This window comes from Streptomyces sp. NBC_01335 (assembly GCF_035953295.1).
In the GTDB taxonomy this organism is placed as follows: Bacteria; Actinomycetota; Actinomycetes; order Streptomycetales; family Streptomycetaceae; genus Streptomyces.
The window spans coordinates 5,502,172-5,527,734 of the sequence record NZ_CP108370.1; the positions used below are offsets into that span (position 1 = coordinate 5,502,172).

The following is a 25,563-nucleotide window of genomic DNA, read 5'->3' on the forward strand; positions in this document are numbered from 1 at the left end:
GCGCGCCCCGTTCCGGCAGCCGGGAACCCGAACCGTCCCCGGCGGTGCCGCGCTGAACATTTCCCGGGCGGTCCGAACCCGAACCGCCCCGCCCGGAAACCGAGATGTCGAATTCCGGACGACATGGCGCTTTCCGGTCAGTCGACGCCGCCCGAAACATCGATAACCGGACGGCTTGTCGATCAAGCCGTCCGGTCGTCCGCGCTCGGCACGGGAGGGTGGAAAATCAGAACAGTCGCAGTTTGTCGTCCTCGATGCCGCGCATCGCGTCGTAGTCCAGGACCACGCAGCCGATCTTGCGGTCGGTGGCGAGAACCCGCGCCTGTGGCTTGATCTCCTGCGCCGCGAAGACCCCGCGCACCGGAGCCAGGTGGGGATCGCGGTTGAGCAGTTCCAGATAACGGGTGAGCTGTTCCACGCCGTCGATGTCACCGCGCCGCTTCAGTTCCACGGCCACGGTCGCGCCCTCGGCGTCCCGGCAGAGGATGTCCACGGGGCCGATGGCGGTGGGGTATTCGCGGCGGATCAGGGTGTAGCCCTCGCCCAGGATCTCGATCCGGTCGGCGAGCAGCTCCTGGAGGTGCGCTTCCACACCGTCCTTGATCAGGCCGGGATCGACACCGAGCTCGTGCGAGGAGTCGTGGAGGATCTCCTCCATCGTGATGATCAACTTCTCGCCCGCCTTGTTCACCACGGTCCAGACGTCCTGGTCGTCGCCGGAGCCCTCCTTCAGAGTGCACGGCGGGGACATCCAGTTGAGCGGTTTGTACGCCCGGTCGTCGGCGTGGATCGAAACGCTGCCGTCCGCCTTCACCAGGATCAGACGGGGAGCGGAGGGCAGGTGGGCGGTGAGCCGGCCCGCGTAGTCGACGGAGCAACGGGCGATGACGAGACGCATGGTCGGCAACGCTACTCGACAACGGGCGGTCGGCGCGATTCGCACCCCTTGAGCCACTCCAGCCCCTGCCGGAGCGCACAGGGTCTTGCCCCTCTTTGCTCGGGTTCGTTGTTGGCCGGTTGTGTTCCCATTCTCCTGGTGCGACCCGGACCGCGCCCTTACCGTGGAAGCAGGAGGTCGCCGGGTGTGCACGCTGCGTCGCCGTCCTTCTGCCGTGCCCGTAAGGCCCCGGTCACCCGCCGGGGTCGCGAGAGGAGAACCCATGTCGCTCGACGTCTCACCGGCCCTCTTGGAACAGGCCGAGCGAGGCGAGGTCGACGAAGCCGACTTCGTCGACTGCGTCCGGACCTCCCTGCCCTACGCATGGGAGATGATCAGCTCACTGGTGGCCCAGCTGAAGGTGGACGGCGGACAGTTCGCCGACAACCAGACGCCGCCGCCCAACGAGCAGGCACGTGGTCAGCTGCTGCGCGCGCTCGCGAGTGACGCGATACGCGGTGCCCTGCAGCGGCACTTCGGAGTGCGACTGGCATTCCAGAACTGCCACCGTGTCGCGGTCTTCCCGCTCGACCCGTCGGTCGACGACCGGCTGGCCAAGTTCACCTCGGTGAGAGGCCAGTTGCTCAACCAGTCGCCCGAACTCCGGGACTGCTGACCATCTCCGCCGCCGCTCCGGGCCGGGTCCGGCGCCCCCGGGAGACGGTCCCGCTCCGGAGCGGCGGCGTTCCGTGCCACCGCACCGACAGGTCCTCGCCGCGCCCCTCACGCCAGCAGCGGCAGCACCTCGGTGCCCAGCCGGCGCAGGTTCTCCTCCGTCGCCGCGAGGTCGCCGGACCCCTCGGAGAGGAGCGCGAAGCGGGTGATGCCCGTACGCTCGGCCGTGGCCGCGAGCCGGTCGGCGGCGAACCGGGGCGGCCCCACCGGGTGCAGCCCGCAGAGCAGTTCGGTGTACTCCACCGGGTCGCGCATCGCGCGGTAGCGGCCGTCGACGGTCACATGCTTGCCCAGGCCGTCCCGCAGCCACTCCGGCATCGCCTTCACCAGCGTCTGCACGGCGTCCTCCTGGCAGTCCCCGATCTGGGCCACGCCCGCCGAGACGTGTTCCGCCCCCGCGACGACCTCCGGCGGATGACCGGCCTCCCGGGCGATGCGGCGCCACAACGCGACCATGTCCGCCTTCTCCTCGTCGCCGCAGTGCATCCCGAGCAGCATCGGCAGGGCCTTCTCCGCGGCGAGGCGCACCGTCTTCGGCGAGGTGCACGCCACGATCACCTCGGGGCCGGGCTTCGGCGCCCCGTCCGCGTCGAGCAGTTCGTCCGCGCGCGGCACCACCGCCACCTCGCGGAAGGGGTAGCGGCTTCCGCGCCCGGCCACCCGGGGCTCGCGCAGCCAGTCGAGCAGCAGGTCCAGGGATTCGGGGAAGCCGCTGTCGTACGCCTCCAGGCCCGCGCCGAAGACCTCCAGGTCCACCCACGGCCCGCCCCGGCCCACCCCGAGGCTGAACCGGCCGCCGGTCGTCAGGTGGAGCAGCGCCGCCTGTTCGCCGAGCGCGACGGGGTGCTGGGTCGGCAGCACGCTCACCGCCGTGCCGACATGGATTCTGCGGGTGCGGCCGAGCAGCAGCGCGGCCAGCGTCACGGCCGAGGGGCAGACCCCGTACGGCACGAAATGGTGCTCCGCCAGCCACACGGAGTCGAGCCCCGACTCCTCCGCCACCTCGGCGGACCGGATCGCCCGGTGCAGGGCCTCGCCCTGTCCCTGACCCGGGAACTGTGCTGCCAGTACGAACGTTCCCACGCGCATCGCCTTCTGCCTCCTTGCGGCCGACGCGGTTTTCCCCTACTGGCAACAACGCCTGACACGTGCCAAAGGCACGGGCCACGGGAGAAATTGTTGCGATTTTCCGGTAACCACCTCCGGTGCCCGCGTCCGGGCCGGTCATGCGCGGGTGCGCGTACGTCCCGGACGGGTGCGCGTCCGTATCGCGGCGCCGCCCGGTCCGCACAGGGTCCGCGTGCGACCCCCGCACACCGCGTGCGACCCCTCGGCCCCCTTAGGCTGGAAGTCCCTGTCCCCGCACACCCCCGTGAGGTGTCCCGTGTCACCGCGCCGAAACCGCCCCAAGGGCGGCGAGAGCCCGTCCACCGACGCGAGCGTGACGGGGGACCGGTACGGCGGCGGCGCGGCCACCGAGGAGTGGCAGGGCGAGGAGTGGTCGGTGCGCCCGGTGGCCGGCGCGAGCGCGCAGGGCAAGCGGTACCGCTGCCCCGGCTGCGACCAGGAGATCCCGTCCGGCGTCCCGCATCTGGTGGCGTGGCCCGAGTACGGCGGCATCGACGACCGGCGCCACTGGCACAAGGCGTGCTGGAACGCGAAGGACCGCCGCACCACACGGGTGCAGCGGTCCCGGAACGCCCCGCGCCACTGACTCTCCAGGAGCGCCCGGCGGCGGCGCGTCAGACGTCGCGGCGGTTCAGCGCCAGGTGGGCGCCGCCGAACACGACGGCGGTCAGCAGGAACATGATCGCCACCGAGTCCCAGCCGGACGGGCCGGAACCGGAGACCGAGGAGTCGTAGAGCGCGGCGATCTGGCTGGGGATGGAGTACTCGAAGAGGAACTCCCGGAGCCGGTTCAGCTGCTCCACGGCCATGAAGAGGGCCAGCACCAGCGGCAGCAGCACCACACCGATCATGATGGTGATCGCTCCCGCCGAGTGCCGGACGATCGTGCCGACCCCGAGCGAGAGCAGCCCCAGCAGCCCGGTGTAGAGCCCGACCCCGACCGTGGCCCGCAGCCAGTCGGCGCCCGAGGCGGCGGAGCCCCCGCCGAGGACGGCCGTCTGGAGCATGGCGACGACGGTCGTCGTCACCGTGGTGAGGACGAAGACCAGCAGGAAGAAGACGACCGCCTTCGCCGTGAGCACCCGGCTCCGGCTCGGGCACGCCGTCAGCGTCGTACGGATCATGCCGGTGCCGAACTCCGACGCGATGGTCAGCACGCCGAGCGTGATCACGCAGATCGAGCCGAGCAGCACCCCGAAGAAGCCGAGAGCCAGCACGTCCGAGTCGGCCTCGGCACCGGTGTCGCTCGCCGCGTTCACCCCGAAGGCGACGAGCATCCCGATGCCCATCAGCAGCGCGACCATGGTGCCGAGCGTCCACATCGTGGAGCGCACCGAGCGGATCTTCGTCCACTCGGAGGCGAGCGCGTCGCCGAAGGTGGCCGGGCGGACCGGGATCGGCGAGACGTAGAAGCTGAGCTGCGGAGCCCCACCGGGGGCGGGCGCCCCGTGGAAGGCCGGTCCCGGCTCGGGCTGCGGGTGGGCCTGGGGGAGCGGCGGTGTGGCCGGCGTCGTCATCGGGGGTCCTCGCTGGTCTTCTGCTCGGCGGAGGCGGGCGCGGGCTGCGCCGGCGCGGGCTGCGCCGGCGCGGCGGTGGCCGGGGCGGGAGAGGCCGGCGCCGGCACGGCCTGTACGGGTGCGGCGACCGGGGCGACCGCGGCGTGGGCGACCGGGCCGGGCGCGGCCGCTTGAGCGGAGGCGTACGGGTTCTGGCCGGGCGGCGCCGGTGCGTACCACTGCTGCGCCCACCCCTGCGGCTGCTGTCCGTACGGGGCGGCGCCCTGGTCGGGCTGGGGGACGGTGTACGGGGGCGTGGGCGGCCGGAGCCCCGCCTTCGCGTCATCCGTCGAACGGTAGTCCACGACGTGCTGCGTCATCCGCATGTACGCCTCCTCCAGGGACGCCTGGTGCGGCGACAGCTCCCAGAGCCGCACGTCCGCCCCGTGCGCGAGATCGCTGATCCTCGGCAGCGGCAGCCCGGTCACCCGCAGCGCCCCGTCCGGCTCCGAGAGGACCCGCCCGCCCGCCTCCGCCAGCGCGGCGGTCAGCTTCTCGCGCGGCTCCGGCGCGTCCTCGGCCACCCTGATCCGCGCGAAGTCCGCGGAGTTGACGGAGATGAACTCCTTGACGCTCATGTCGGAGAGGAGCCTGCCCCGCCCGATCACGATCAGATGGTCCGCCGTCAGCGCCATCTCGCTCATCAGGTGGCTGGAGACGAAGACCGTACGGCCTTCGGCCGCGAGCGACTTCATCAGGTTGCGGACCCAGAGGATGCCCTCGGGGTCGAGGCCGTTGACCGGCTCGTCGAAGAGCAGCACCTGCGGATCGCCCAGCAGCGCCGCCGCGATGCCGAGCCGCTGCCCCATCCCCAGCGAGTAGCCCCTGGAGCGCCGGCCGGCCACCTCCCGCAGACCCACCACGCCGAGCACCTCGTCGACCCGCGCGGCCGGGATGCCCGCCAGCTGGGCCAGCGACAGCAGGTGGTTGCGGGCGCTGCGCCCGCCGTGCACCGCCTTCGCGTCCAGCAGCGCGCCCACCTGGCGCGGCGCGTTCGGCAGGCTCGGGTAGGGGTGGCCGCCGATCGTCACATGGCCGGCGGTCGGCCGGTCGAGCCCGAGCATCATCCGCATGGTGGTGGACTTGCCCGATCCGTTCGGGCCGAGGAAGCCCGTGACCATCCCCGGCCTGATCCGGAAGGAGAGGTCCTCCACGGCCGTCTGTGCGCCGTAACGCTTGGTCAGGCCGACTGCCTCGATCATTCCCAGCCCCATCGACTCATCCGTCGTCGGGGCCCGGCCCGCTCGGCCGCACGCCCCCGTATGAGTGAGGAGGATAACCAGGCCCGGACGGTTCCGGCGAAGGGACCGCAGATCCGCGCCACCCCGGGGACGATCCGGACGAAAGCGCTACGCGTCCCGCTCCCGGAGCACGAGGTAGCCGCCCACCAGCGCCGCGACCACCCAGATCACCATGATGCCGAGCCCGCCCCAGGGCCCGTAAGGCGCCTCGTCGCTGCCCATCGCGTCCGGCACCACCTGCATGATCTTGGAGCCCGCCTGGTCCGGGAAGTACCGGGCCACCGTCTTGGCGCCCGGCACCGAGGAGAGGATCTGCGACACGAGGAAGAAGAAGGGCATCAGGATGCCCAGCGAGAGCATCGAGCTCCGCAGCATCGCGGCCACGCCCATCGAGAAGACCGCGATGAGCCCCATGTAGAGGCCGCCGCCGACCACCGCGCGCAGCACGTTGTCCGCGCCGAGGTCCGTGCCGTGGTCACCGAGGAGCGCCTGCCCGAGGAGGAAGGTGAGGAAGCTGGTGATCAGCCCGACGACCAGGGCCAGCGCCCCGGCCACGGCGATCTTGCTGAAGAGGAGCGTGCCGCGCCGGGGCACGGCCGCCAGCGAGGTGCGGATCATCCCGGAGCTGTACTCCGTACCGACCACCAGCACGCCGAAGACGACCATCGCGAGCTGACCGAGGATCATCCCGGAGAAGCTGACGAAGGTCGGGTCGAAGGTGGCCCGTTCGGTGGCCGAGAGGTCGTCGAACCGCGACTTGAACAGCGCGCTCAGGGCGGCCCCCATGGCCACCGTGACGACGAACGCCGCGATGAGCGTCCAGGTGGTGGAGGAGACCGTACGGATCTTCGTCCACTCGGAGGTCAGGACCGCGGGTACCGATGCCATCGGTCACACCCCCTTGCCGTCGGTACGGGAACCGGCGCCGCCGGCGGGGTCGTTCCAGCCGGCGCCCCAGCCCCCCGGCGCCTGCCCGGGCCCGCCGGCCGCCGCCGGGGGAACCGCGCCCCCGCCGAGCGCGCCGTCGACGTCGCCGTGCGCGTGGTACTCCACCGAGCCCGCCGTCATCTGCATGAACGCCTCCTCCAACGAGGCCCGTTGCGGGCTCAGTTCGTGGAGGACGAGCTGATGGCGGGCGGCCAGCTCACCGAGCTGCTCGCTGGTCGCGCCGTCGACCTCCAGGGTGCCGTTCCCCGCCTCCACGGGGGTGAAGCCCCCGGCGGCGAGCACGTCGCGCAGCCGTTCCTGCTCCGGGGAGCGCAGCCGGACGAAACTCCGTGAGTTCTGGTGGATGAAGTCCGCCATCGAGGTGTCGGCGAGCAGCCGCCCCTGGCCGATCACGATCAGATGGTCCGCCGTCAGCGCCATCTCGCTCATCAGGTGCGAGGAGACGAAGATCGTCCGGCCCTCGGCGGCGAGCGACCGCATCAGGTTCCGGATCCAGTGGATGCCCTCGGGGTCGAGACCGTTCACCGGCTCGTCGAACATCAGGATCTGCGGATCGCCCAGCAGCGCCGAGGCGATCCCGAGCCGCTGGCCCATGCCGAGGGAGAAGCCCTTCGACTTCTTCTTCGCCACCGCGCTCAGCCCGACCGTGTCCAGCACCTCCGCCACCCGCGACGAGGGGATGCGGTTGCTCTGGGCCAGACAGAGCAGGTTGTTGTACGCGCTCCGGCCGCCGTGCATCGACTTCGCGTCGAGCAGCGCCCCGATGTACTTCAGCGGCTCGTCCAGCTCCCGGTACCGCCGGCCGTCGATGCGCACCGAACCGCTGGTCGGGTTGTCCAGATCGAGCATCATCCGCATCGTGGTGGATTTGCCCGCGCCGTTCGGGCCGAGGAAGCCGGTGACCATCCCCGGTCTGATCCGGCAGGACAACGCGTCGACGGCGACCTTCTGGCCGTAGCGCTTGGTCAGTCCTTCGAGCTCGATCATGCGGTTCACGCTAGAACGGCCGCGCGCCCGGCGCCACCACAAGGGCGGAACCGGGCGCACGGAGGTGGGCCGGAGGGTGAGAGGGCGTCAGCGGGTCTGCTGGGCCGGGACACCACGGGTGGCGGGCTCGTCGTCCACCGGGGAGGAGGCGGCGGCCACGGCCGCACCGGTCAGCGTCGCCAGCATCTCGCGGACGTTGGTCAGCTGGGCGTTGATCGAGTCGCGGCGGTTGGTGAGCGCCGCCAGCTCGCGCTCCGACTCGCTGCGGATGCGGTCGGCCTTGGCGTTCGCGTCGGCCACGATGTCCTCGGACTGGCGCTGCGCGGTCTCCACCGTCTGGCGGGCCCGGCGCTCGGCGTCCGTACGGAGCTTCTCGGCCTCCAGGCGGAGCTGCTCGGCGCGGTGCTCGATCTCCGCCAGACGCTTCTCGGCCTTGGCCTGACGGGACGCGAGGTCGCGCTCCGACTGGTCGCGGCGCTTCGCCAGGTTGGTCTCGAAGTCCGCGGCGGCCTGGGCGGCCTTGGCGCGGGTCTCCTCGAAGAGGGCGTCCGCCTCCTCGCGCTTCTGCTGCGCGTCCTTCTGCGCCTCGGTGCGCAGCGTGGTCGCCTCGCCCTTGGCCTTGTCGACGATGCGGACCCCGTCGTCCTCCGCCTTCGCCTTCCGCTCGGCGGCGAAGTTCTCCGCGTCGTTGCGCACCTGCTGGGCGGCCGACTCGGCCAGCTCGCGGTGCTGCTCGGCCGCGCGGCGGGCCTCTTCACGCAGGTCCTTGGCCTCCTCCTCGGCGAGGCGGAGGATCTTCTCGACGCGGGCACCGAGGCCGGCGTACGAGGGCTCGGCGTCGCTCACCTGGGCCTGGGCGTTCTGCGTCTCGAGGTGGAGCTCCTCGATGCGCTTCTCCAGGGAGGTGATGCGCGCCAGCGCACTGTCACGGTCGGCGACGAGCTTGGTGATGCGGTCGTCCACCTGACCGCGGTCGTAACCACGTCGCACGAGCTCGAAGCCGAAGGGGGAAGAGGGGTCGCTCATGGGTTTCCTGTCGAATGAGACCGGTGAGGTGATAGAGGGAATCCTAGGGGCCAAAGCGGCGTGTCAGCGTGGAGATACCAGTTTGATCTGGAGAATGACACCTCTTTCGGGTGGCCGGTCCGTGGAGCGATGATCACTCCCCGGTACGGCGGGACCACTGTCCGGGCGTGAGCGCCCGACCCGACTCCCTCCTCCCGCGACCGTCCCCGTCGCCCCCGGCGCGTGCCGCCGGGAACGCCCCTCAGCCCTCCGTCTGCTTGCCGCCCGCCCGGGTGCCCGCGCCGGCCGCGGCCTTGATGCCGGCCCCCAGGGTGCCTCCGCCGGAGGTCTTCCCGCCCCCTGCCGGGACCTCGAAAGACTCCAACGCCTCCAGCACGTCCTGGACACGGGAGATCTCCGTATTGATGTCCGCGCGCCTGCGCACGAGGACGTCGAGTTCGCGCTGTCCCTCGTCCACCGTACGCTTCGCCTCGGCCTCCGCCTCGGCCCGCAGCTTCTCCGCCTCGCGGATGAGCTCGGCCTTCTTGGCCTCCGCCTCCTTGAGCAGGGACTCCGCGCGCTTGACCGCCGCGATCCGGACCTTGCCGGCCTCCGAATTCGCGTCCGACAGCAGCTCCTTGGCCTTCTTCTCGGCCTCGTCGCGCTGCTCGGTCGCGACCTTCATCAGATGGTCGACCCGCTCGCCGGCCGTCTTCATCTGCTCGGAGGTCTCCCGGCGGGCCCGCTCGTGCAGCTCCTCGACCTCGGCCTCCGTCCGGGTGCGGTGCTCCTCCGCGCGCTCCCGGGTGGCGGTCGCGTCGCGCCGCGCGCCGACCAGCAGCTCGTCGGCGTCCGTACGCGCCCGCTCCACCAGGGTGTTGCCCTCGACGGTGGCCTCCGAGGTGATCCGGACGGCCTCCTTGCGGGCGGCGTCGACCATGGTGTCGGCCTGCGCCTCCGACTCGGTGGCCGTCCGCAGAGCCTCCTCGCGCGCCTTGTTGATCAGCTGGTCCGCCTGCTCGGCCGCGTCCGCCCGGCGCTTGGCCGCCGCCTGGCGCGCCTCGTCCAGCGCGCGGTCGGCCTCCTCGCGGGCGTCGGCCAGCAGCTTCTCGGACGCCTCCTCCGCGTCGGTCCGCAGCTGGGCCGCCTCCTCGCGGGTGCGGGCCGCGTGCTCCTGCGCCGAGGCCAGGGTCTGCGCCGCCTCCGACCGCCGCCGCTCGGCCTCCGTCGTGGCCTCGCCGACGAGCTGGTTCGACGAGTCGGTCGCCTCCTGGAAGATCCGCTCGCCCTCGGACGTCGCCTCCGCGACCAGCCGGTCGGCCTGCGTCGCCGCGTCCGACCGCATGCGGTTGGCGTCCTCGCGGGCCTCCGCCCGCGACCGCGCGGCGTCGCGCTCGGCGGCGGCGAGGGCGTCGGACGCCTCGGTACGCACCCGCTGGCTGTACTCCGAGGCCTCCGCGCGCAGCCGCTCGGCCTCCGCGATCGCGTCGGTGACGGTCCGTTCGGCGAGCGCCTTCGCCGCGTCCGACTCCTCGGCCGCGACCCGGCGGACGCGGTTGGCGTCCTCGCCGGCCCGCTCCCGCTCGGCGGCGGCGTCGGCGCGCAGCCGGTCCGCCTCCTCGCTCGCCTCGGTCCGCGTCCGCGCGGCCTCCTGCTCGGCGGCCGTGCGCTGCGCGGCGATCTCCGTCTCGGCCTGCTCGTGCAGCCCGGCGACCGCGTCGCGCACCTGCTGGGCGGTCTGCTCGGCGGCGGCGACCATCTCCGCCGACCGGCTCTCCGCCTCCCCGACGAGCCGCTGCGCCTCGCTCTGCGCCTCCTCGACCCGCGTACGGGCGGACGCGAGGAGCTCCTCGCTCTGCTCCCGGGCCCGCTCGCGCTCCTGCCCGGCCTCGGACCGTGCGGCCTCCAGGGTCTCCTCGGCCGCGCGGCGGCGCCGGTTGGCCTCCTCCTGGGCGGCCTCCAGCGCCTCGGCCGCCTCGGTGGCGACGCGCTCGGCGGCGGCAGCCGCCTCGGCCCGCACCCGGTCGGCCGTCTCCTGCGCCTCGGACTTGAGGCGCTCCGCCTCGGCGGCCGCCTCGCCGCGCAGCCGTACGGCGACGGTCTCGCCCTCCGCACGCGACTGCGCCGCGTCGGCCGCGGCCTCGTCGCGCAGCCGCTGCGCCTCCGCCTCGGCCTGCTCCTGGAGGGTGCGCAGCCGCTCGGCGGCCTCGCCGCGCAGCCGCTCGGACTCCTCGGCCGTCTCGCGGCGGATGCGCTCCGCCTCCGTACGCGCCGTGCCGAGGGCCACCTCGGCGTTGGCGACCCGGGTCTCGGCGTCGGTGCGCAGCCGGTCCAGCTCGGCCGCGGCCTCCTCGGCGCGGGCGGCCACCTGGCGCTCGGTCTCGGCGCGGAGCTCGGCGGCGGCCTCCTCGGCCGCCGTCTTCGTGGACTCCGCCTGCTCCTCGGCCTCGGTGCGCGCGGTCTCGGCCTCGGCGCGGGCGCGCTCCAGCGACTCCTCGGCCTGCTTGCGCACGGCCGTCGCGCGCTCGCCCGCCTCGGTGCGGACCCGGTCGCTCTCGGTGGTGGCGGAGGCGCGCAGCTCCTCGGCGTCCGTCCTCGCCTTGGTCAGCAGCTCCTCGGCGGTGCGGGCCCCCTCCTCGATCTGCTGGACGGCCTCCCGGCGGGCCTCGCCCCGGATGCGCTCGCCCTCGGCGACCGCCTCGGAACGCAGCTGCTCGGCCTCGCCGCGCAGCCGGCGGGCCTCCTCCTGGAGCTCGACCGTCTTGGCCCGGTACTCCTTGGTGCCCTCCTCGGCGGCGCCCTTGAGCTGGTCGGCCTGCTCGGCGGCCTCGCTGCGCAGCCGGTCCGCCTCGGCCTCCGCCTCGCGGCGGACGCGCTCGGCCTCCTCGGCCGCGGCGCGGGTGGTGGACGACGCGTCCTCGGACGCCTTGGTCAGCACCTCCTCGGCGCTGCGGGCGGCCTTCGCGAGCTGGGCGGCGGTGTCCTCGGCAGCCGCCGTACGCGCCTTCTCGGCCGCCTCCGCGAGGAGCCGCTCGGCCTCGGCGCGGGCGTCGGCCAGGGACCGCTCGGCCTCTTCCTTCAGCGTCTCGGCGTTCTTGGTGGCCTCGCCGACGAGGCGGGCGATCTCCGACTTGGCGGTGCGGGTGCGCTGTTCGTTCTGCGACTCGGCGCCGGCCAGCGTCTTCGACGCGGACTCCTTCGCCTCGGAGAGCAGCTTCTCCGCCTCCAGCCGCGCCTCGCGCAGCCGGGTCTCGGCCTCCTGGGCGTGCTGCTCGGCGGCGCGCTGGAGTTCGGTGGCCTGCCGACGGGCCCGGTCGGCCTCGGCGGTGGTGGTGGACCGCAGGTTCTCGGCGTGCTGGGTGGCCTCCTGCGCCTGGCCCGCGGCGGTGCTCAGCATCCGCTCGGCGTCCCGGCGGGCGCGCAGCAGGATCGCCTCGGCCTCGGCGCGGGAGGTCTCGGCCTCGGAGCCGAGCCGCTGGCGGGTCTCCTCGGCGACCCGGGCGGCCTCGCTGCGGGCGGCGTTCACGGACTGCTCGGCCTCGGCGCGCGACTCCTCCATGAGCCGGCGGGCCTGGGACTCCGTACGGGCGCGCAACTGCTCGGCCCAGGCGACGTTCTCGTTGACGTGGGCCTCGACGGTCTGCCGGCGCTCGGCCAGCTCCTGGTCGAGGCGCTGGCGGCGCTGGACCGCCTCGTTGTGGAGTTCGGCCTGGAGCCGGGCCTGGTGCTCCGCGTGCTCCTGGAGGATGCGCTGGGTCTGCGCCCGGGCGTCGCGGAGTTCGCGTTCGGCGTCGGCGCGCAGTTGCTCGGCCTGGGCCTGGGCGTCGCGGAGCACTTGCTCGGCCTGGTATCCCAGGTCGGCGCCGCCGTAGGCGGGACGCGTCGCGAGACTGCGCCGCGCCTCGTGCAGCTTGGCTCGCAAGACCTCGACCTGGTAACCGAGGTCCTCGGCGTGCTGGACGGCCTTCTCCCGGTCGGTCTTCAGCCGGTCCATCTCGGCTTCGAACCGCGAGAGGTGGTCGTCTTCAGCTCGGTGGCTCTCCTGGCGTTCGTAGCCCCGCACTGCGCGGTCCCATCCGTCCCCTGGTCGCAACTCTCCATACAGGACCGCCCGCCGGCGAGCGGTCCCCCGGGGAATGGTGACAGACAATCGACAGGGACGTCATGACGGCCCCGACCCGGCCCCGGCCCGGAACGGCCCACTCTACCGGGCCGGGTATCCGGCGGTCAGTGCTCCGTCCGGGACGTGACCAGTTCGGTGAGGACCCCGTGGCAGTCCTTCGGGTGGAGGAAGGTGATCCGGGAGCCCATGGAGCCGGTGCGGGGCTCGTCGTAGAGGACCCGGACCCCCTTCTCGCGGATGTCCGAGGAGTCCTGGTCCACGTCCTCGGTGCCGAAGGCGATGTGGTGGACGCCCTCGCCGTTCTTCGCCAGCCACTTGCCGACCGCCGAGTCGGGCCGGGTCGGTTCCAGCAGCTGGAGGTAGGAGGCCCCGCCGTCGGAGGTGCCGTTGATCCTCAGCATGGCCTCGCGTACGCCCTGCTCTTCGTTGACCTCGGTGTGGTGGACTTCGAAGCCGTAGGTGGAGCGGTAGAACTCCACCGTCCTGTCCAGGTCGAAACAGGCGATCCCGATGTGGTCGATTCGCGTCAGCATGGGACCAGTGCAGCGCCCGGGCGGGGTATTGGCAAGGTGCGCGCGATCACACACGCTGCCGGATGACGGGGCGTGGGGTGCTCAGTACATTCGGGTTAACCCTCGTAAACAAACCCTCACCTCTTAGGGGCCGTGCCCATGTCAGGAACGACAGGTACCACCACCTCAGTGATCGTCGCGGGCGCCCGGACGCCCATGGGCCGGCTGCTCGGCTCCCTGAAGACCTTCTCCGGCGCGGACCTCGGCGGCTTCGCCATCAAGGCGGCGCTGGACCGGGCCGGCATCGGCGGCGACCAGGTCGAGTACGTGATCATGGGCCAGGTGCTCCAGGCCGGCGCGGGCCAGATCCCGGCCCGGCAGGCGGCCGTCAAGGCGGGCATCCCGATGAACGTCCCCGCGCTCACCGTCAACAAGGTGTGCCTCTCCGGGCTCGACGCCATCGCGCTGGCGGACCAGCTGATCCGCGCCGGTGAGTTCGACGTGGTGGTGGCCGGCGGCCAGGAGTCGATGACCAACGCCCCGCACCTGCTGCCGAAGTCCCGCGAGGGGTACAAGTACGGCGCGATCGAGATGCTCGACGCGATGGCGTACGACGGCCTGACCGACGCCTTCGAGAACATCGCGATGGGGGAGTCGACCGAGAAGCACAACACCCGCCTCGGCCTGGAGCGCGCCGAGCAGGACGTGGTCGCCGCCCTCTCCCACCAGCGCGCCGCCGCCGCCCGCGAGAACGGTCTCTTCGAGGCCGAGATCACCCCGGTCGAGATCCCGCAGCGCAAGGGCGACCCGGTGCTCTTCTCCGAGGACGAGGGCATCCGCCCCGGGACGACCGCCGAGTCGCTCGGCAGGCTCCGCCCCGCCTTCGCCAAGGACGGCACGATCACCGCCGGTTCCTCCTCGCAGATCTCGGACGGCGCCGCCGCGGTCGTGGTGATGAGCAAGGCGAAGGCCCAGGAGCTGGGGCTCGACTGGCTCGCCGAGATCGGCGCCCACGGCAATGTGGCCGGCCCGGACAACTCGCTCCAGTCCCAGCCGTCCAACGCCATCCGGCACGCCCTGAAGAAGGACGGGCTCACCGTCGACGACCTGGACCTGGTGGAGATCAACGAGGCGTTCGCGGCGGTCGCCGTGCAGTCCATGAAGGACCTCGGCATCACCTCGGAGAAGGTCAACGTCAACGGCGGGGCCATCGCGCTCGGCCACCCGATCGGGATGTCCGGCGCCCGCGTGGTGCTCCACCTGGCGCTGGAGCTGAAGCGGCGCGGCGGCGGTACCGGTGCGGCGGCGCTCTGCGGCGGCGGCGGTCAGGGCGACGCGCTGATCATCCGCGTACCGGGCAAGTAGAAGGGGTGCCCCGCACGGCGGCACGGCACGCGCGGTGGGAAGGAACGGAGCGGTGATGGTGGACGTCCCCACCCTGGTCGAACAGGCACGGCAGGGCAGGCCCCGAGCCGTCGCCCGGCTCATCTCGCTGGTGGAGGGGGCCTCGCCGCAGCTGCGCGAGGTGATGGCCGCGCTGGCCCCGCTGGCGGGGCACGCGTACGTCGTCGGGCTGACCGGCTCGCCGGGGGTCGGCAAGTCCACCTCCACCTCGGCGCTGGTCGCCGCGTACCGGAAGGCCGGGAAGCGGGTCGGGGTGCTCGCGGTCGACCCGTCGTCGCCGTTCTCCGGCGGGGCGCTGCTGGGGGACCGGGTGCGGATGTCGGACCACGCCTCGGACCCCGGCGTCTACATCCGGTCCATGGCGACCCGGGGCCATCTGGGCGGCCTCGCCCGCTCGGCGCCGCAGGCCGTCCGGGTACTGGACGCGGCCGGGTGCGACGTGGTGCTGGTGGAGACGGTCGGGGTGGGCCAGTCCGAGGTGGAGATCGCCTCGCAGGCCGACACCTCGGTGGTGATGCTCGCGCCGGGCATGGGCGACGGCATCCAGGCGGCGAAGGCCGGAATCCTGGAGATCGGCGACGTGTACGTGGTCAACAAGGCGGACCGGGACGGCGCGGACGCCACCGCCAGGGAGCTGAACCACATGCTCGGCCTCGGGGAGTCCCGGGGGCCGGGCGACTGGCGGCCCCCGATCGTGAAGACCGTGGCGGCCCGGGGGCAGGGCGTCGACGAGCTGGTCGAGGCGCTGGAGAGGCACCGGGCGTGGATGGAGGAGCACGGGGTGCTGGCGGCCCGGCGCACCGCGCGGGCGGCCCGGGAGGTGGAGACGATCGCGGTGACCGCCCTGCGCGAGCGGATCGCCGACCTGCACGGCGACCGGCGGCTCGAAGCGCTGGCGGAGCGCATCGTGGCGGGCCGGCTCGACCCGTACGGCGCGGCCGACGAACTGGTCGCGGGGGTCACCGCGGCCGCGCGCTGAGGGGTTCGTGCCGGGGCGGCGTGCGGGCCGCCCCGGCACACACGGCCTACGGCCTGCCGCGCCGTCCGCGCAGATGGTCCGCGATCGGGGTGAGGGCCGCGTGCAGCTCGGCCAGCGCCTCGGGGGACAGCAGGTCCATGAAGTGCTTGCGGACGGAGGCGACGTGGTACGGCGCCACCTTCCGCATCGTCTCCCCGCCGAGGTCGGTGAGGACCGCGAAGAGCCCGCGCCGGTCCGACTCGCAGTTCTCGCGCTTGACCAGCCCGGCGGTCTCCATTCGGGTGATCTGGTGCGAGAGCCTGCTCTTGGACTGCAGGGTGAGCGACGCGAGGTCACTCATCCGCAGGCGCTGCTCCTCGGCCTCGGAGAGGTTGACGAGGATCTCGTAGTCGTTCATGGTCAGGCCGAACGGCTGGAGGTCTCTCTCCAGCTGGTGCGTGAGCAGTCTGCTGACGTCCAGGTGGGTGCGCCAGGCACGCTGCTCCGCGTCGCTCAGCCAGCGGGTGGCCGTCTCGGTCTCCATATATGGATTCTACCTAAGAAGTTGAAAGCCGGACGAAGTGGGAGTGTGACCCCGGGCACTCCCCGCCGGTACTCCCGTCGGCGCTCACCGCCGACGGCCGGGCCGCGCGCGGCCCGCGCGGCGTTCCGGGCGCGCGTTCCGGGTGCGCGGAGAACCGGCCCCGGGCGTACCCCTGGGAATCACGCTCCGCAGAGTACCGCTCACAAACCGAACCGACGCTGGAGATCCCCCAGCTGGCCGGGGAGGCGGGGTGCGGACCCAGGTTGACCCCCGCCGTGGACACCCGGGCGGCCCCCGCCCGGAACCCCCGCCTCCACCGGAACCGCGCCCACTGGCTGCTCCGCCATCAGCACCTCGGTCGACTGCAGCAGCACCGTCCCCGCGCCGACGAACTCGAACTGGTGCTCCTCGCCGGACGTCCCGCCGATCCCCGTCAGCGACCGCAGCCCGCCCATCACGCCCCGCATGTACCCGTGGTCGTAGTGGTGGCACGGGGACGGGCAGTCGGCCCAGCCGACCAGCGCCTGCGGGTCCACCCGCAGCGGCGGCTCCATGAAGACCACCGGCCCGTTCGAGGCCGCCACGAACTTCCCCGTACCGATCAGCGTGAGGAACCCCGGCACGATCGACTGCTTCAGCGCCAGCGACGGCTGGAAGGCCAGCAGGTTGCCGGAGCGGATCGTCAGGTTGCCGTTGTCGAGGTCGTAGGAGTTGACGTCGAAGGCCCGGTCCGCGAGGAGCATCTTGCCGCTGCCCTCGGCCACCACCCAGTCGCTCGCGTGCATCGGCGAGTGGAAGCTCGTCCGCAGCAGCCGGTCGAAGCGGCCGTTGCCCACCCCGTCGAAGTCGATGCGCCCGTAGTAGGCGATCATCTTCCCCTTCTGGAGGAACCACTGACCGCCCTTCAGCTCCACGCAGAAGGTGTAGGCGTTGACGTTGTCGTCCGACGGCAGCGTCATCGGATCGAAGATCACGGGCGTGCTCACAGCTTCTCCTCCGACGCCTGGACGTACACCGCACCACTGCCGCTCAGCTCCAGCTGGAACGCCTCGCCCGAGCCGCGCCCCACCATGTCGCGCCAGCCGAGCGCGGTGGAGAGCTTGTTCCGCACGTCCCCGTGGTGCGCGACGTACGCCTGCGGGTCCACGTGCACCTCGCGGCCGGGCGTGATCGGCAGCTCGATCACCCCGCCGTGGGCCATCACCGCCACCGCGCCGTGGCCCTTGAGGGTCGTGGTGAACAGGCCCTGCCCGGTCACCTGGCCGCGCACCATCCCCATGACCCCGCCCTGCGAGCCCATGAACATCGTGCCCTGCTGGAGCGTCCCGTCGAACGCCAGCAGCCGGTCGGCCTCGACGTAGAGGGTGTCGCCCGCGAGGTTGATCACCTGGATGTGGTGGCCGCCGTGGCCGAACATCACGGTGCCGCTGCCCTCCACCGTCATCAGCGGGGTCGCCTCGTTCGCCACCCGCCGGCCGATCATCGACATCAGCCCGCCCTGGCCGCCCTGGATGTTCGGGGTGAAGGAGACCTCGCCCCGGTAGGCGAGCATCGCGCCGCGCTGGCTGTACATCTTCTGGCCGGGGACGACCGTCGCCTCGACCATCTTCGAGTTGATCTCACGGAACGGCATCAGACGTCGCCCCCGACCGTGTTCCGCTCGCTGGGCTGCACGTACACGAGTCCCTCGCCCTCGAAGCGGATCTGGAACGACTCCCCGGAGCCCTCGCCCATGAAGGTGCGGAAGCTCACCCCGGACTGGAAGTGCTGCTGGAGGTTGCCCTGGTGGGCGATGTAGGCGCCGGGGTCGACGTTCAGCGGGTACTGCGGGGTCACCCGGAGCACCACCGCCGAACCGTCCGACATGATCGCCGCCTGCCCGGTGCCCTCCACGGTGGTGGTGAACAGGCCGTTGCCCGTGGCCCCGCCGCGCAGCCCGGTGAAGGTGGTGCCGGTACGCAGGGCGGCGTCCGTGCAGAGCAGGTTGCTCGCCTCCACCCAGAGCTTCTCGCCCCGCAGTGAGACGAGGTTGATCTCGCTCGCGCGGTCGGCGAAATAGCAGGTGCCCTGCCCCTGGACCTCCATCACCGTCATCTGTTCGCCGGTCAGCCGGCGGGTCACCATGCCGCGCAGACCCTCACCGCCGCCGGAGAGTTTCTTGAACGCCATCCGGCCGTCGTACGCGACCATCGAGCCGTTCTTCGCCTTGACGGCATCGCCCGTCAGATCGACGGCGAGCGTCTTGCTGCCTTGGAGTCGGAACATCGCCACGGACCGACGGTAGCCGCCCGCGAGCCGCCCGGGCCAGTGTCCGGGGAAGGATCACGGACCACCACCGGGACCCGTGCCGACCCTCCCGCCCCGTCCGTCCCCCGCGCCCCCGGGGCAGGAGGGGTGGGCGGGCGGTGCCACAATGGGGGCGGCTTGTGCTCGCGTTCACAAGCCGTGACGACCCTCCCACCGAAGGTGCCCTCGTGGACATCAAGACCGCTACCGCCCTGCACCGGCTGCGCCTCATCTCGATCCCCGAGGCGCTCTCCTTCCCGGCCCTGATCATCTTCGGATCGATCCTCAGCCGCGTCTCCGACATCGACTTCCTGATGATGCCGCTGGGTGCCCTGCACGGCATCCTCTTCGTGATCTACGTCCTCTTCCTGCTCGACGTGTGGATCAAGGCGAAGTGGCCCGTCAAGCGCGTCGCCCTCTTCTTCGTGCTCTGCCTCCTGCCGTTCGGCGGGCTCTACGGCGACAAGCTCCTCAAGCGGTACGAGACGGACGGCGTCATCGCCGCCCGCGCCCGCCGGGAAGGCACGGTGAACGCATGATCGTCGCCTTCTCGGTCTCCCCGCTGGGTGTCGGCGAGGACGTCGGCAGTCACGTCGCCGACGCCGTCCGCGTCGTCCGCGAGTCCGGACTGCCCAACCGCACCGACGCCATGTTCACCTCGATCGAAGGCGAATGGGACGAGGTGATGGACGTCGTCAAGCGAGCCGTCGCCGCCGTCGAGGCCCGCGCCGGACGCGTCTCCCTCGTGCTGAAGGCCGACATCCGACCCGGCGTCACCGACGGACTCACCTCCAAGGTCGAGACCGTGGAACGGTACTTGGCCACCTGACGCCCCGTCCGCTAGTCGCGCCACCCCGCACTCCCGAGGAGCCCCCCGCCACAACACGGCGGGGGGCTCCTCGCGTTCCGGCCCCGGACGCCCGCGACTCGCCGGTGTTCCCGGTCCGCGACCGCTCACTCGGCCCTGCCGAGTCGCCCCGTTCCGGAAGATCCATTTATGTGGGGAGACACACCGGTTCGACATAGGAGGCAGGGTGCGGTCGGAGGTCTACGACTACGACTCCCACAGCCGGCTCGCGGGTCCGCTCACCGAACCGGAGGGACCCGAGTACCGGGTGCGGTACCGGAGCCTCCTCGCGGCGGAGAAGCGGCGCACCCGGGCCGTCCTCCTGATGACCCTCGCCCCGGTGCTCACCGGGGCGCTGCTGCTCTACCTCGTCTGGCCGACGCACTGGACCCGCCGCGAGAACGGCGAGCCGTGGCTCGTCGCCGCCGACACCGCGATGCTCGTCTCCATCGCGCTGATCGAACTCTTCATGCTCGTCAACGTCGTCTCCATCGCGCACGCCACGATGGTCGCCAGGGACCCGGTGCCCGTCGTCCCCGAGCCCGGCACCCGGGTCGCCTTCGTCACCACGTACGTACCGGGCAAGGAACCCCTCTCCATGGTCCGCGCCACCCTCCGGGGCGCCGTACGGATCCGGCACGACGGACCGCTGGACGTCTGGCTGCTCGACGAGGGCGACGACCCGGCGGCCCGGGCGCTCTGCGCGGAGCTCGGCGTCCGCCACTTCACCCGGCGCGGCGTCCCCGAGTGGAACCGCCCGAAGGGGACCCACCGGGCCAAGACCAAGCACGGCAACTACAACGCCTGGCTCGACGCGCACGGCGACGCCTACGCGTTCTTCGCCTCCGTCGACACCGACCACGTCCCGCTGCCCGACTTCCTGGAACGGATGCTGGGCTGGTTCCGCGACCCCGACACCGCCTTCGTCGTGGGCCCGCAGGTCTACGGGAACTACGACGCGGCCGTCACCAAGGCCGCCGAATCGCAGCAGTTCCTCTTCCACGCCCTGATCCAGCGCGCCGGGAATCGCTACGGGGCGCCCATGTTCGTCGGCACCAACAACGTCGTCCGCGTCGCCGCGCTGCGACAGGCCGGCGGTCTGTACGACTCGATCACCGAGGACATGGCGACCGGCTTCGAGATCCACCGCCGCCGCAACCCCCTCACCGGACGCCACTGGCGGTCCGTCTACACCCCGGACGTGCTGGCCGTCGGCGAGGGCCCGTCCTCCTGGACCGACTTCTTCACCCAGCAGCTGCGCTGGTCGCGCGGGACGTACGAGACGCTGCTGCGGCAGTACCCCGGGGGGCTGTTCCGGCTCCCGCCGGGCCGGCTCCTCAGCTACACCCTGATGCTCGTCTACTACCCGATGACCGCCGTCAACTGGCTGCTCGGGATCTTCAGCTGCGTGCTCTTCCTCTGGCTCGGCGCCTCCGGCACCGAGGTCTCCGCCTCCCTCTGGCTGATGCTCTACAGCGACGCGGCGGCCCTCCAGATCGGCCTCTACCTCTGGAACCGGCGCCACAACGTCTCCCCGCACGAACCCGAGGGCTCGGGCGGCATCGCCGGCATGGCCATGTCCGCCCTCTGCGCGCCGATCTACCTGAAGTCGCTCGGCGCCGCCGTGCTGCGGACCGACGGGCGCTTCGTCGTCACGCCCAAGGGGGGCGCCACCAGCCCCGACCGGCTCCTCACCTTCCGCGTCCACCTCTTCTGGGCCGCCGTACTGCTGGTCTCGCTCGCCGCGTCCGTACCCCTGCACCACACGCACGCGGCGATGCGCACCTGGGCCGTGCTGGCGCTGGCCGTCGCGCTCTCCCCGGTCGCGGTGTGGTCGTACACCCGGCGGCGCCCCGCGCGGCCCCGGGCCGACCGGCGCCCGGCCCGGTACCCCGCCCCGCACCCGCTGCCCGACGGGACGACCTTCATCACCACGACCACCACCGAGGCCCCGGCCCCCACCCCGGCCGAACCCGTCCACAGCGCCGCCGGGACGACGGCGCGCAGCACCGCAGGAGGGAACTGACCCATGGCCCACCGGCCCACCGGACGCATCAGGAGGGCGGTCCTCGGCAGCGGGGCCGTCGTGGTGCTCGCGGGGCTCAACGCCCCCGCGGCGCTCTCGTTCGCCCAGGACCACTACCACGCGTACAAGATCGCCCAGCCCGGCTACCAGGCGCGGTACGGCTCCTGGCAGCGGGTCGAGATCCCGCAGGAGTACCGGACCAACGCCATCCACGCGGCGCTGCTCCACACCGGCAAGGTGCTGATCATCGCGGGCTCGGGCAACAACCAGCAGCACTTCGACGCGGGCACGTTCGACACGGTCCTGTGGGACCCGGTGGCCGACACCTTCGAGAAGGTCCCCACCCCGGTGGACTTCTTCTGCGGCGGCCACGCCCAGCTCCCCGACGGCCGCCTGCTGGTGGCCGGCGGCACCGCCCGCTACGAGGTGCTCGACGGCGAGGTGAGCCGGGCCGGCGGCGGGATGCGGGTGAAGAACGAGAACCCGGACAAGGCGCTGTTCCTGAGGAAGGGCACGGTCTTCCGCTCTCCCTCGGGCGTCGAGTACCGCTCCCTCTTCGACGTGACCGTGCCCCGGGCCGCCAAGCGCGGCTTCGCCGTCACGTACTGGGCGGACGGCGGGATGAAGCCGTGGAAGAGCAAGGTGACCGCCGGCGAGGAGCGGGTCTTCGTGGAGGCGGTGGAGACGGGCCCCGACTCGGTCACCGCCGAGTCCGCCCAGTACGAGATCGAGGGGCTCACCGGCAGGGACGCCGACAACGCCTACGGCCTCGCCGAGAAGATCACCACGCAGAAGCAGGACTTCCAGGGCATCCGGTCGGCGTACGAGTTCGACGCGGTGGCCGAGAAGTACATCAGGGTCGACCCGATGAAGCAGGCCCGCTGGTACCCGACGCTCGTCGGGCTCGGCGACGGAAGGGTGCTCGCCGTCTCGGGGCTCGACGACGTCGGCGAGATCATCTCCGGCGACACCGAGATCTACGACCAGGGGGCCAGGAAGTGGTCCAAGGGCCCGTTCCGCTACTTCCCGACCTACCCCGCCCTCTTCCTCACCAAGGGCGGCAGGCTCTTCTACCCGGGCGCCAACGCCGGTTACGGCCCCGCGGACAAGGGACGCGCCGCCGGGCTCTGGGACCTGCGGAAGAACACCTTCAAGGCGGTCGGCGGGCTGAAGGACTTCGACGCCACGGAGACCGCATCCTCGCTGATGCTGCCCCCGGTCCAGGACCAGAAGGTGATGATCCTCGGCGGCGGCGGGGTGGGGGAGTCCTCGGTGTCGACCGCCCGCACCGCGGTCGTCGACCTCAAGGCGAAGAGCCCGGTCTTCGAGCCGGGACCCGACCTGCCGCAGGGCACCCGCTACCTCAACAGCGTGATCATGCCGGACGACACCGTCTTCACCACCGGCGGTTCGAGCGACTACCGGGGGCGCGGCGACAGCAACATCCTCAAGGCGCAGACGTACGACCCGAAGACCGGCGAGTTCACCGAGGCGGCGGCTCCCACCATCGGCCGGAACTACCACTCGGAGGCGCTGCTGCTGCCCGACGGACGGGTGGCGACCTTCGGCTCCGACTCGCTCTACGGCGACAAGGCCAACACCAAGCTGGGCACGTTCGAGCAGCGGATGGAGGTCTTCACCCCGGCCGTGCTGCACCGCGCGGCCGGCGACCGTCCGGTGATCGGAGCCGGGCCGGAGGAGGTGGCACGCGGGGGGACCGCCACCTACGCGCTGACCGGCGGCGGCCGTCCGGCGACGGCCCGGCTGATGCGGCCGAGCGCCGTCACCCACACCACCGACGTCGAGCAGCGCTCGATCGCCCTGGAACTGCGCAGGGAGGAGGGCCGGATCACCGTGACGGTGCCGGGGGACAGCACCCTGGTGCCGCCGGGCTGGTACATGCTCTTCGTCACGGACTCCGACGGCATCTCGTCGGTGGCGAAGTGGGTCAAGGTCGGCTGAGAGTCCTGCTCGCGCCCGCGCCTCCCGTACGACCGGGGCTTTCGGGTCGTACGGGAGGCGCGGGCGCGTTCGGGACCGTCAAGGGATCCGGCGGTGTCCGTTCAGGATCCGGCGGCGCGGGCGAGGCCGAGGGCGTAACCCGGCCACCAGGCGCCGGCCGCCGGGCCGCCCCGGCAGGGGCCGTCGGAGTCGCCCGGCCGCTTGATCCAGAGGTACGCGTCCAGCCGCTCGTCCCCGGTGTCGGTGGTCGGGGGAGTGCCCAGGGCCCGGCCCGGCGGGTTGCACCAGGCCTCCGACCGGCCGCCGGAGAGCGGGCCGCGGCCGTTGCGGCTGCTGTCGATCACGTAGTGCGCGCCGCCGAGGAGGGCGGAGAGCCGCGCCCCGTACGCCTTCACCGTCTCGTCGGTCTGGAAGTTGGAGACGTTGAGCGAGAAGCCGTCGGCCCGGTCGATGCCCGCCCGGTGGAGCGGCTCCACCAGCTTGGCGGGGTCGGCGAGCCAGTCCGGGTTCCCGGCGTCCAGGTAGACCTTGGTCCCCGGCCGGGCCTTGAGGGTGTCCACCGCGCCGGAGAGCAGGTCGAACCGCTCGGCGTGGTTCTCCGGCGGGGTGCACCCGTCCACGACGTGCGCGACGGCGTCGGGCTCCAGGACCACCGTGGCGGGGGCGTCCCCGATCGCCCCCGCGAACCGCTCCGTCCACGCCCGGTAGGAGTTCGCGTCGGGCGCCCCGCCCGCCGAGTAGGCGCCGCAGTCGCGGTGCGGGATGTTGTACGCGACGAGCAGCACGCTCCGGTGCGAGGCCGAGGCGCCCTCGACGGCGGTGCGGATGTCCGGTTCCGGGTCGTCGCCCGCGGGCCAGTCGGCCACCGGGTGGGTGGAGATCCGCTCCAGCAGCTTCGCGTCCGCCAGGCGACCCGCCTCCTTCCAGGCGCGGACCTGACGGGCGGCGTCGCTCTCCGGGTCCACCCAGTAGGGGGAGGACCCGGTGCCGGGCGCCGATCCGCCCCGGACGGCGTCTACCGCGCTCGCGGTGGGGTCCCCGCCGCCCCCGGACGGTGTCCCCGGGGACGAGCAGCCCACCGCGAGGGCGGCCGACACGGCCACGGCGGCGGAGACGACGGGCAAGATCCTGCGGCCGGACATCCAGCCCCCTCGGACGGTGGCTCAACGGGTACGGGCACGAAGCGGTACACATGGGCGAGGCGCGCCCGTGCGGCGGCCTCGCGCGGTACAGAGATACGGTCGATCCTGGCATATCGGTCACGGAGCGTGGTGCTGCGACACCGGCCGCCCCCGTGCGTCAACCGCGTGCCCCGCAAACCATCCCCGTTCGGGCGTTCGCGGGCGGCCGGATCTTTCCGTACGCATATTCGGTACCGAACTCCGAGACGGCACCCGCCGCGATGTGACCAGTGGGTAAGGTCGGGGCTGTGCCGAAGCCGCTCAGCCTTCCCTTCGACCCCATCGCCCGCGCCGACGAGCTCTGGCAGCAGCGCTGGGGACCCGTGCCGTCCATGCAGGCGATCACCTCGATCATGAGGGCGCAGCAGATCCTCCTCGCGGAGGTCGACGCGGTGGTGAAACCGTACGGGCTGACGTTCGCCCGCTACGAGGCGCTGGTGCTGCTCACCTTCTCCAAGGAGGGTGAGCTGCCGATGTCGAAGATCGGCGAGCGCCTGATGGTGCACCCGACCTCCGTCACCAACACCGTGGACCGGCTGGTGAAGTCGGGCCTGGTCGACAAGCGCCCCAACCCCAACGACGGCCGCGGCACGCTCGCCTCCATCACGGACAAGGGCCGCGATGTGGTCGAGGCGGCCACCGAGGAGCTGATGGCGATGGACTTCGGGCTGGGCGCGTACGACGCCGAGGAGTGCGGGGAGATCTTCGCGATGCTCCGGCCGCTGCGGGTCGCCGCGCGGGACTTCGAGGACGCCTGAGCGACACCCGGGCCGTGTGCCCGGGGTCCGCGCGGTCCGCTCGGCGAGTGGGGTGCCCGCCGCAAGATCGCCCTCGGGCTGCGGCTAACCTCGATGTCATGAAACGCAGCGTGCTGACCCGCTATCGGGTGATGGCCTACGTCACCGCCGTCATGTTGTTGATCCTCTGCCTCTGCATGGTCTTCAAGTACGGATTCGACAAGGGTGAGGGCCTGACGCTCGTCGTCTCCCAGATCCACGGCGTGCTCTACATCATCTATCTGCTCTTCGCCTTCGACCTCGGCTCCAAGGCGAAGTGGCCGATCGGCAAGCTCCTCTGGGTGCTGATCGCCGGCACCATCCCGACCGCCGCGTTCTTCGTGGAGCGCGCTGTCGTCCGGGAGGTCGAGCCGCTGATCGCGGGCGCCGCACCGGCCGCCGCGAGCCGCTCCGAGCAGGTCGCCCCGGTCAAGAACGGCTGACCTCAGGCCGTACGTCCCGCAGGA

24 protein-coding genes are annotated in these 25,563 nt (G+C 72.2%); 10 read left to right on the forward strand and 14 right to left on the reverse strand.

Going from position 1 to position 25,563, the window contains the following annotated elements; genetic code table 11:
• Positions 1-226: 226 nt before the first annotated feature.
• On the reverse strand, positions 227-898 hold the full coding sequence (gene nucS, locus OG599_RS23820) for an endonuclease NucS (RefSeq protein ID WP_327178008.1): 672 nt from the start codon (positions 896-898) through the stop codon (positions 227-229).
• 262 nt (positions 899-1,160) lie between these two features.
• Between nucS and OG599_RS23825 the strand changes: the two genes are divergently transcribed.
• Complete coding sequence (locus OG599_RS23825) at positions 1,161-1,553, forward strand: SCO5389 family protein (protein ID WP_266709169.1); 393 nt, start codon at positions 1,161-1,163, stop codon at positions 1,551-1,553.
• Positions 1,554-1,660: 107 nt separating this feature from the next.
• Here OG599_RS23825 and OG599_RS23830 read toward each other — a convergent pair whose 3' ends face one another.
• Positions 1,661-2,701, reverse strand: a complete 1,041-nt coding sequence (locus OG599_RS23830; protein ID WP_327178009.1) for an LLM class flavin-dependent oxidoreductase — start codon at positions 2,699-2,701, stop codon at positions 1,661-1,663.
• Between the two features lie 295 nt (positions 2,702-2,996).
• Here OG599_RS23830 and OG599_RS23835 point away from each other — a divergent pair, with 295 nt between their 5' ends.
• Complete coding sequence (locus OG599_RS23835) at positions 2,997-3,326, forward strand: ATP/GTP-binding protein (RefSeq protein WP_327178010.1); 330 nt, start codon at positions 2,997-2,999, stop codon at positions 3,324-3,326.
• 28 nt (positions 3,327-3,354) lie between these two features.
• On the opposite strand, the gene OG599_RS23840 is transcribed toward OG599_RS23835, so the two are convergent.
• From OG599_RS23840 to mce, 7 genes are all read right to left on the reverse strand, one after another.
• Positions 3,355-4,257, reverse strand: coding sequence for an ABC transporter permease subunit (locus tag OG599_RS23840; protein WP_327178011.1), 903 nt, complete (start codon positions 4,255-4,257; stop codon positions 3,355-3,357).
• Positions 4,254-5,498 carry an ABC transporter ATP-binding protein gene (locus OG599_RS23845; protein ID WP_327178012.1) on the reverse strand — a complete coding sequence of 415 codons (1,245 nt, stop codon included), beginning with the start codon at positions 5,496-5,498 and terminating at the stop codon, positions 4,254-4,256. Before OG599_RS23845 ends, OG599_RS23840 begins: the two co-directional genes overlap by 4 nt.
• A gap of 147 nt (positions 5,499-5,645) precedes the next feature.
• Positions 5,646-6,425, reverse strand: coding sequence for an ABC transporter permease (locus tag OG599_RS23850; RefSeq protein ID WP_327178013.1), 780 nt, complete (start codon positions 6,423-6,425; stop codon positions 5,646-5,648).
• A 3-nt stretch (positions 6,426-6,428) separates the two neighbouring features.
• Positions 6,429-7,472, reverse strand: coding sequence for an ATP-binding cassette domain-containing protein (locus OG599_RS23855; protein WP_327178014.1), 1,044 nt, complete (start codon positions 7,470-7,472; stop codon positions 6,429-6,431).
• A gap of 87 nt (positions 7,473-7,559) precedes the next feature.
• A complete protein-coding gene (locus tag OG599_RS23860; RefSeq protein WP_266709183.1) occupies positions 7,560-8,498 on the reverse strand; it encodes a cellulose-binding protein in 939 nt (312 codons plus the stop codon).
• Positions 8,499-8,739: 241 nt separating this feature from the next.
• A complete protein-coding gene (gene scy, locus OG599_RS23865; RefSeq protein ID WP_327178015.1) occupies positions 8,740-12,540 on the reverse strand; it encodes a polarized growth protein Scy in 3,801 nt (1,266 codons plus the stop codon).
• A gap of 164 nt (positions 12,541-12,704) precedes the next feature.
• Entirely contained in the window at positions 12,705-13,133 is a 429-nt protein-coding gene (gene mce, locus OG599_RS23870) for a methylmalonyl-CoA epimerase (protein ID WP_327178016.1), read from the reverse strand.
• 138 nt (positions 13,134-13,271) lie between these two features.
• On the opposite strand from mce, the gene OG599_RS23875 reads away from it, so the two are divergent.
• Positions 13,272-14,477 carry an acetyl-CoA C-acetyltransferase gene (locus tag OG599_RS23875; RefSeq protein ID WP_327178017.1) on the forward strand — a complete coding sequence of 402 codons (1,206 nt, stop codon included), beginning with the start codon at positions 13,272-13,274 and terminating at the stop codon, positions 14,475-14,477.
• A gap of 55 nt (positions 14,478-14,532) precedes the next feature.
• On the forward strand, positions 14,533-15,495 hold the full coding sequence (gene meaB, locus OG599_RS23880; protein WP_327178018.1) for a methylmalonyl Co-A mutase-associated GTPase MeaB: 963 nt from the start codon (positions 14,533-14,535) through the stop codon (positions 15,493-15,495).
• 46 nt (positions 15,496-15,541) lie between these two features.
• Here meaB and OG599_RS23885 read toward each other — a convergent pair whose 3' ends face one another.
• The 4 genes from OG599_RS23885 to OG599_RS23900 form a co-directional block, all read right to left on the reverse strand.
• The gene (locus OG599_RS23885) at positions 15,542-16,018 is read right to left on the reverse strand and encodes a MarR family winged helix-turn-helix transcriptional regulator (protein WP_327178019.1); all 477 of its coding nucleotides are present in this window, start codon (positions 16,016-16,018) and stop codon (positions 15,542-15,544) included.
• Between the two features lie 200 nt (positions 16,019-16,218).
• Positions 16,219-17,004, reverse strand: coding sequence for an AIM24 family protein (locus tag OG599_RS23890; protein ID WP_327178020.1), 786 nt, complete (start codon positions 17,002-17,004; stop codon positions 16,219-16,221).
• Complete coding sequence (locus tag OG599_RS23895; RefSeq protein WP_327178021.1) at positions 17,001-17,651, reverse strand: AIM24 family protein; 651 nt, start codon at positions 17,649-17,651, stop codon at positions 17,001-17,003. The genes OG599_RS23890 and OG599_RS23895 overlap by 4 nt, the downstream gene beginning before the upstream one ends.
• Positions 17,651-18,283, reverse strand: a complete 633-nt coding sequence (locus tag OG599_RS23900) for an AIM24 family protein (RefSeq protein WP_327180166.1) — start codon at positions 18,281-18,283, stop codon at positions 17,651-17,653. Before OG599_RS23900 ends, OG599_RS23895 begins: the two co-directional genes overlap by 1 nt.
• Before the next feature lie 209 nt (positions 18,284-18,492).
• Between OG599_RS23900 and OG599_RS23905 the strand changes: the two genes are divergently transcribed.
• The 4 genes from OG599_RS23905 (at position 18,493) to OG599_RS23920 (ending at position 23,139) form a co-directional block, all read left to right on the forward strand.
• Entirely contained in the window at positions 18,493-18,843 is a 351-nt protein-coding gene (locus OG599_RS23905) for a DUF3817 domain-containing protein (protein WP_327178022.1), read from the forward strand.
• On the forward strand, positions 18,840-19,133 hold the full coding sequence (locus tag OG599_RS23910) for an MTH1187 family thiamine-binding protein (RefSeq protein WP_327178023.1): 294 nt from the start codon (positions 18,840-18,842) through the stop codon (positions 19,131-19,133). The genes OG599_RS23905 and OG599_RS23910 overlap by 4 nt, the downstream gene beginning before the upstream one ends.
• A gap of 205 nt (positions 19,134-19,338) precedes the next feature.
• The gene (locus tag OG599_RS23915) at positions 19,339-21,177 is read left to right on the forward strand and encodes a glycosyltransferase family 2 protein (protein ID WP_327178024.1); all 1,839 of its coding nucleotides are present in this window, start codon (positions 19,339-19,341) and stop codon (positions 21,175-21,177) included.
• 3 nt (positions 21,178-21,180) lie between these two features.
• Positions 21,181-23,139 carry a galactose oxidase early set domain-containing protein gene (locus OG599_RS23920; protein ID WP_327178025.1) on the forward strand — a complete coding sequence of 653 codons (1,959 nt, stop codon included), beginning with the start codon at positions 21,181-21,183 and terminating at the stop codon, positions 23,137-23,139.
• Positions 23,140-23,240: 101 nt separating this feature from the next.
• On the opposite strand, the gene OG599_RS23925 is transcribed toward OG599_RS23920, so the two are convergent.
• Positions 23,241-24,281 carry a glycoside hydrolase family 6 protein gene (locus OG599_RS23925; protein ID WP_327178026.1) on the reverse strand — a complete coding sequence of 347 codons (1,041 nt, stop codon included), beginning with the start codon at positions 24,279-24,281 and terminating at the stop codon, positions 23,241-23,243.
• A 287-nt stretch (positions 24,282-24,568) separates the two neighbouring features.
• On the opposite strand from OG599_RS23925, the gene OG599_RS23930 reads away from it, so the two are divergent.
• Together OG599_RS23930 and OG599_RS23935 are read left to right on the forward strand one after the other, a co-directional pair.
• Positions 24,569-25,078 (forward strand): MarR family winged helix-turn-helix transcriptional regulator, encoded by a 510-nt coding sequence (locus OG599_RS23930; protein WP_327178027.1) that lies wholly within the window; start codon positions 24,569-24,571, stop codon positions 25,076-25,078.
• Between the two features lie 98 nt (positions 25,079-25,176).
• Positions 25,177-25,539 carry a DUF3817 domain-containing protein gene (locus OG599_RS23935; RefSeq protein WP_327178028.1) on the forward strand — a complete coding sequence of 121 codons (363 nt, stop codon included), beginning with the start codon at positions 25,177-25,179 and terminating at the stop codon, positions 25,537-25,539.
• The last annotated feature ends 24 nt before the right edge of the window (positions 25,540-25,563 follow it).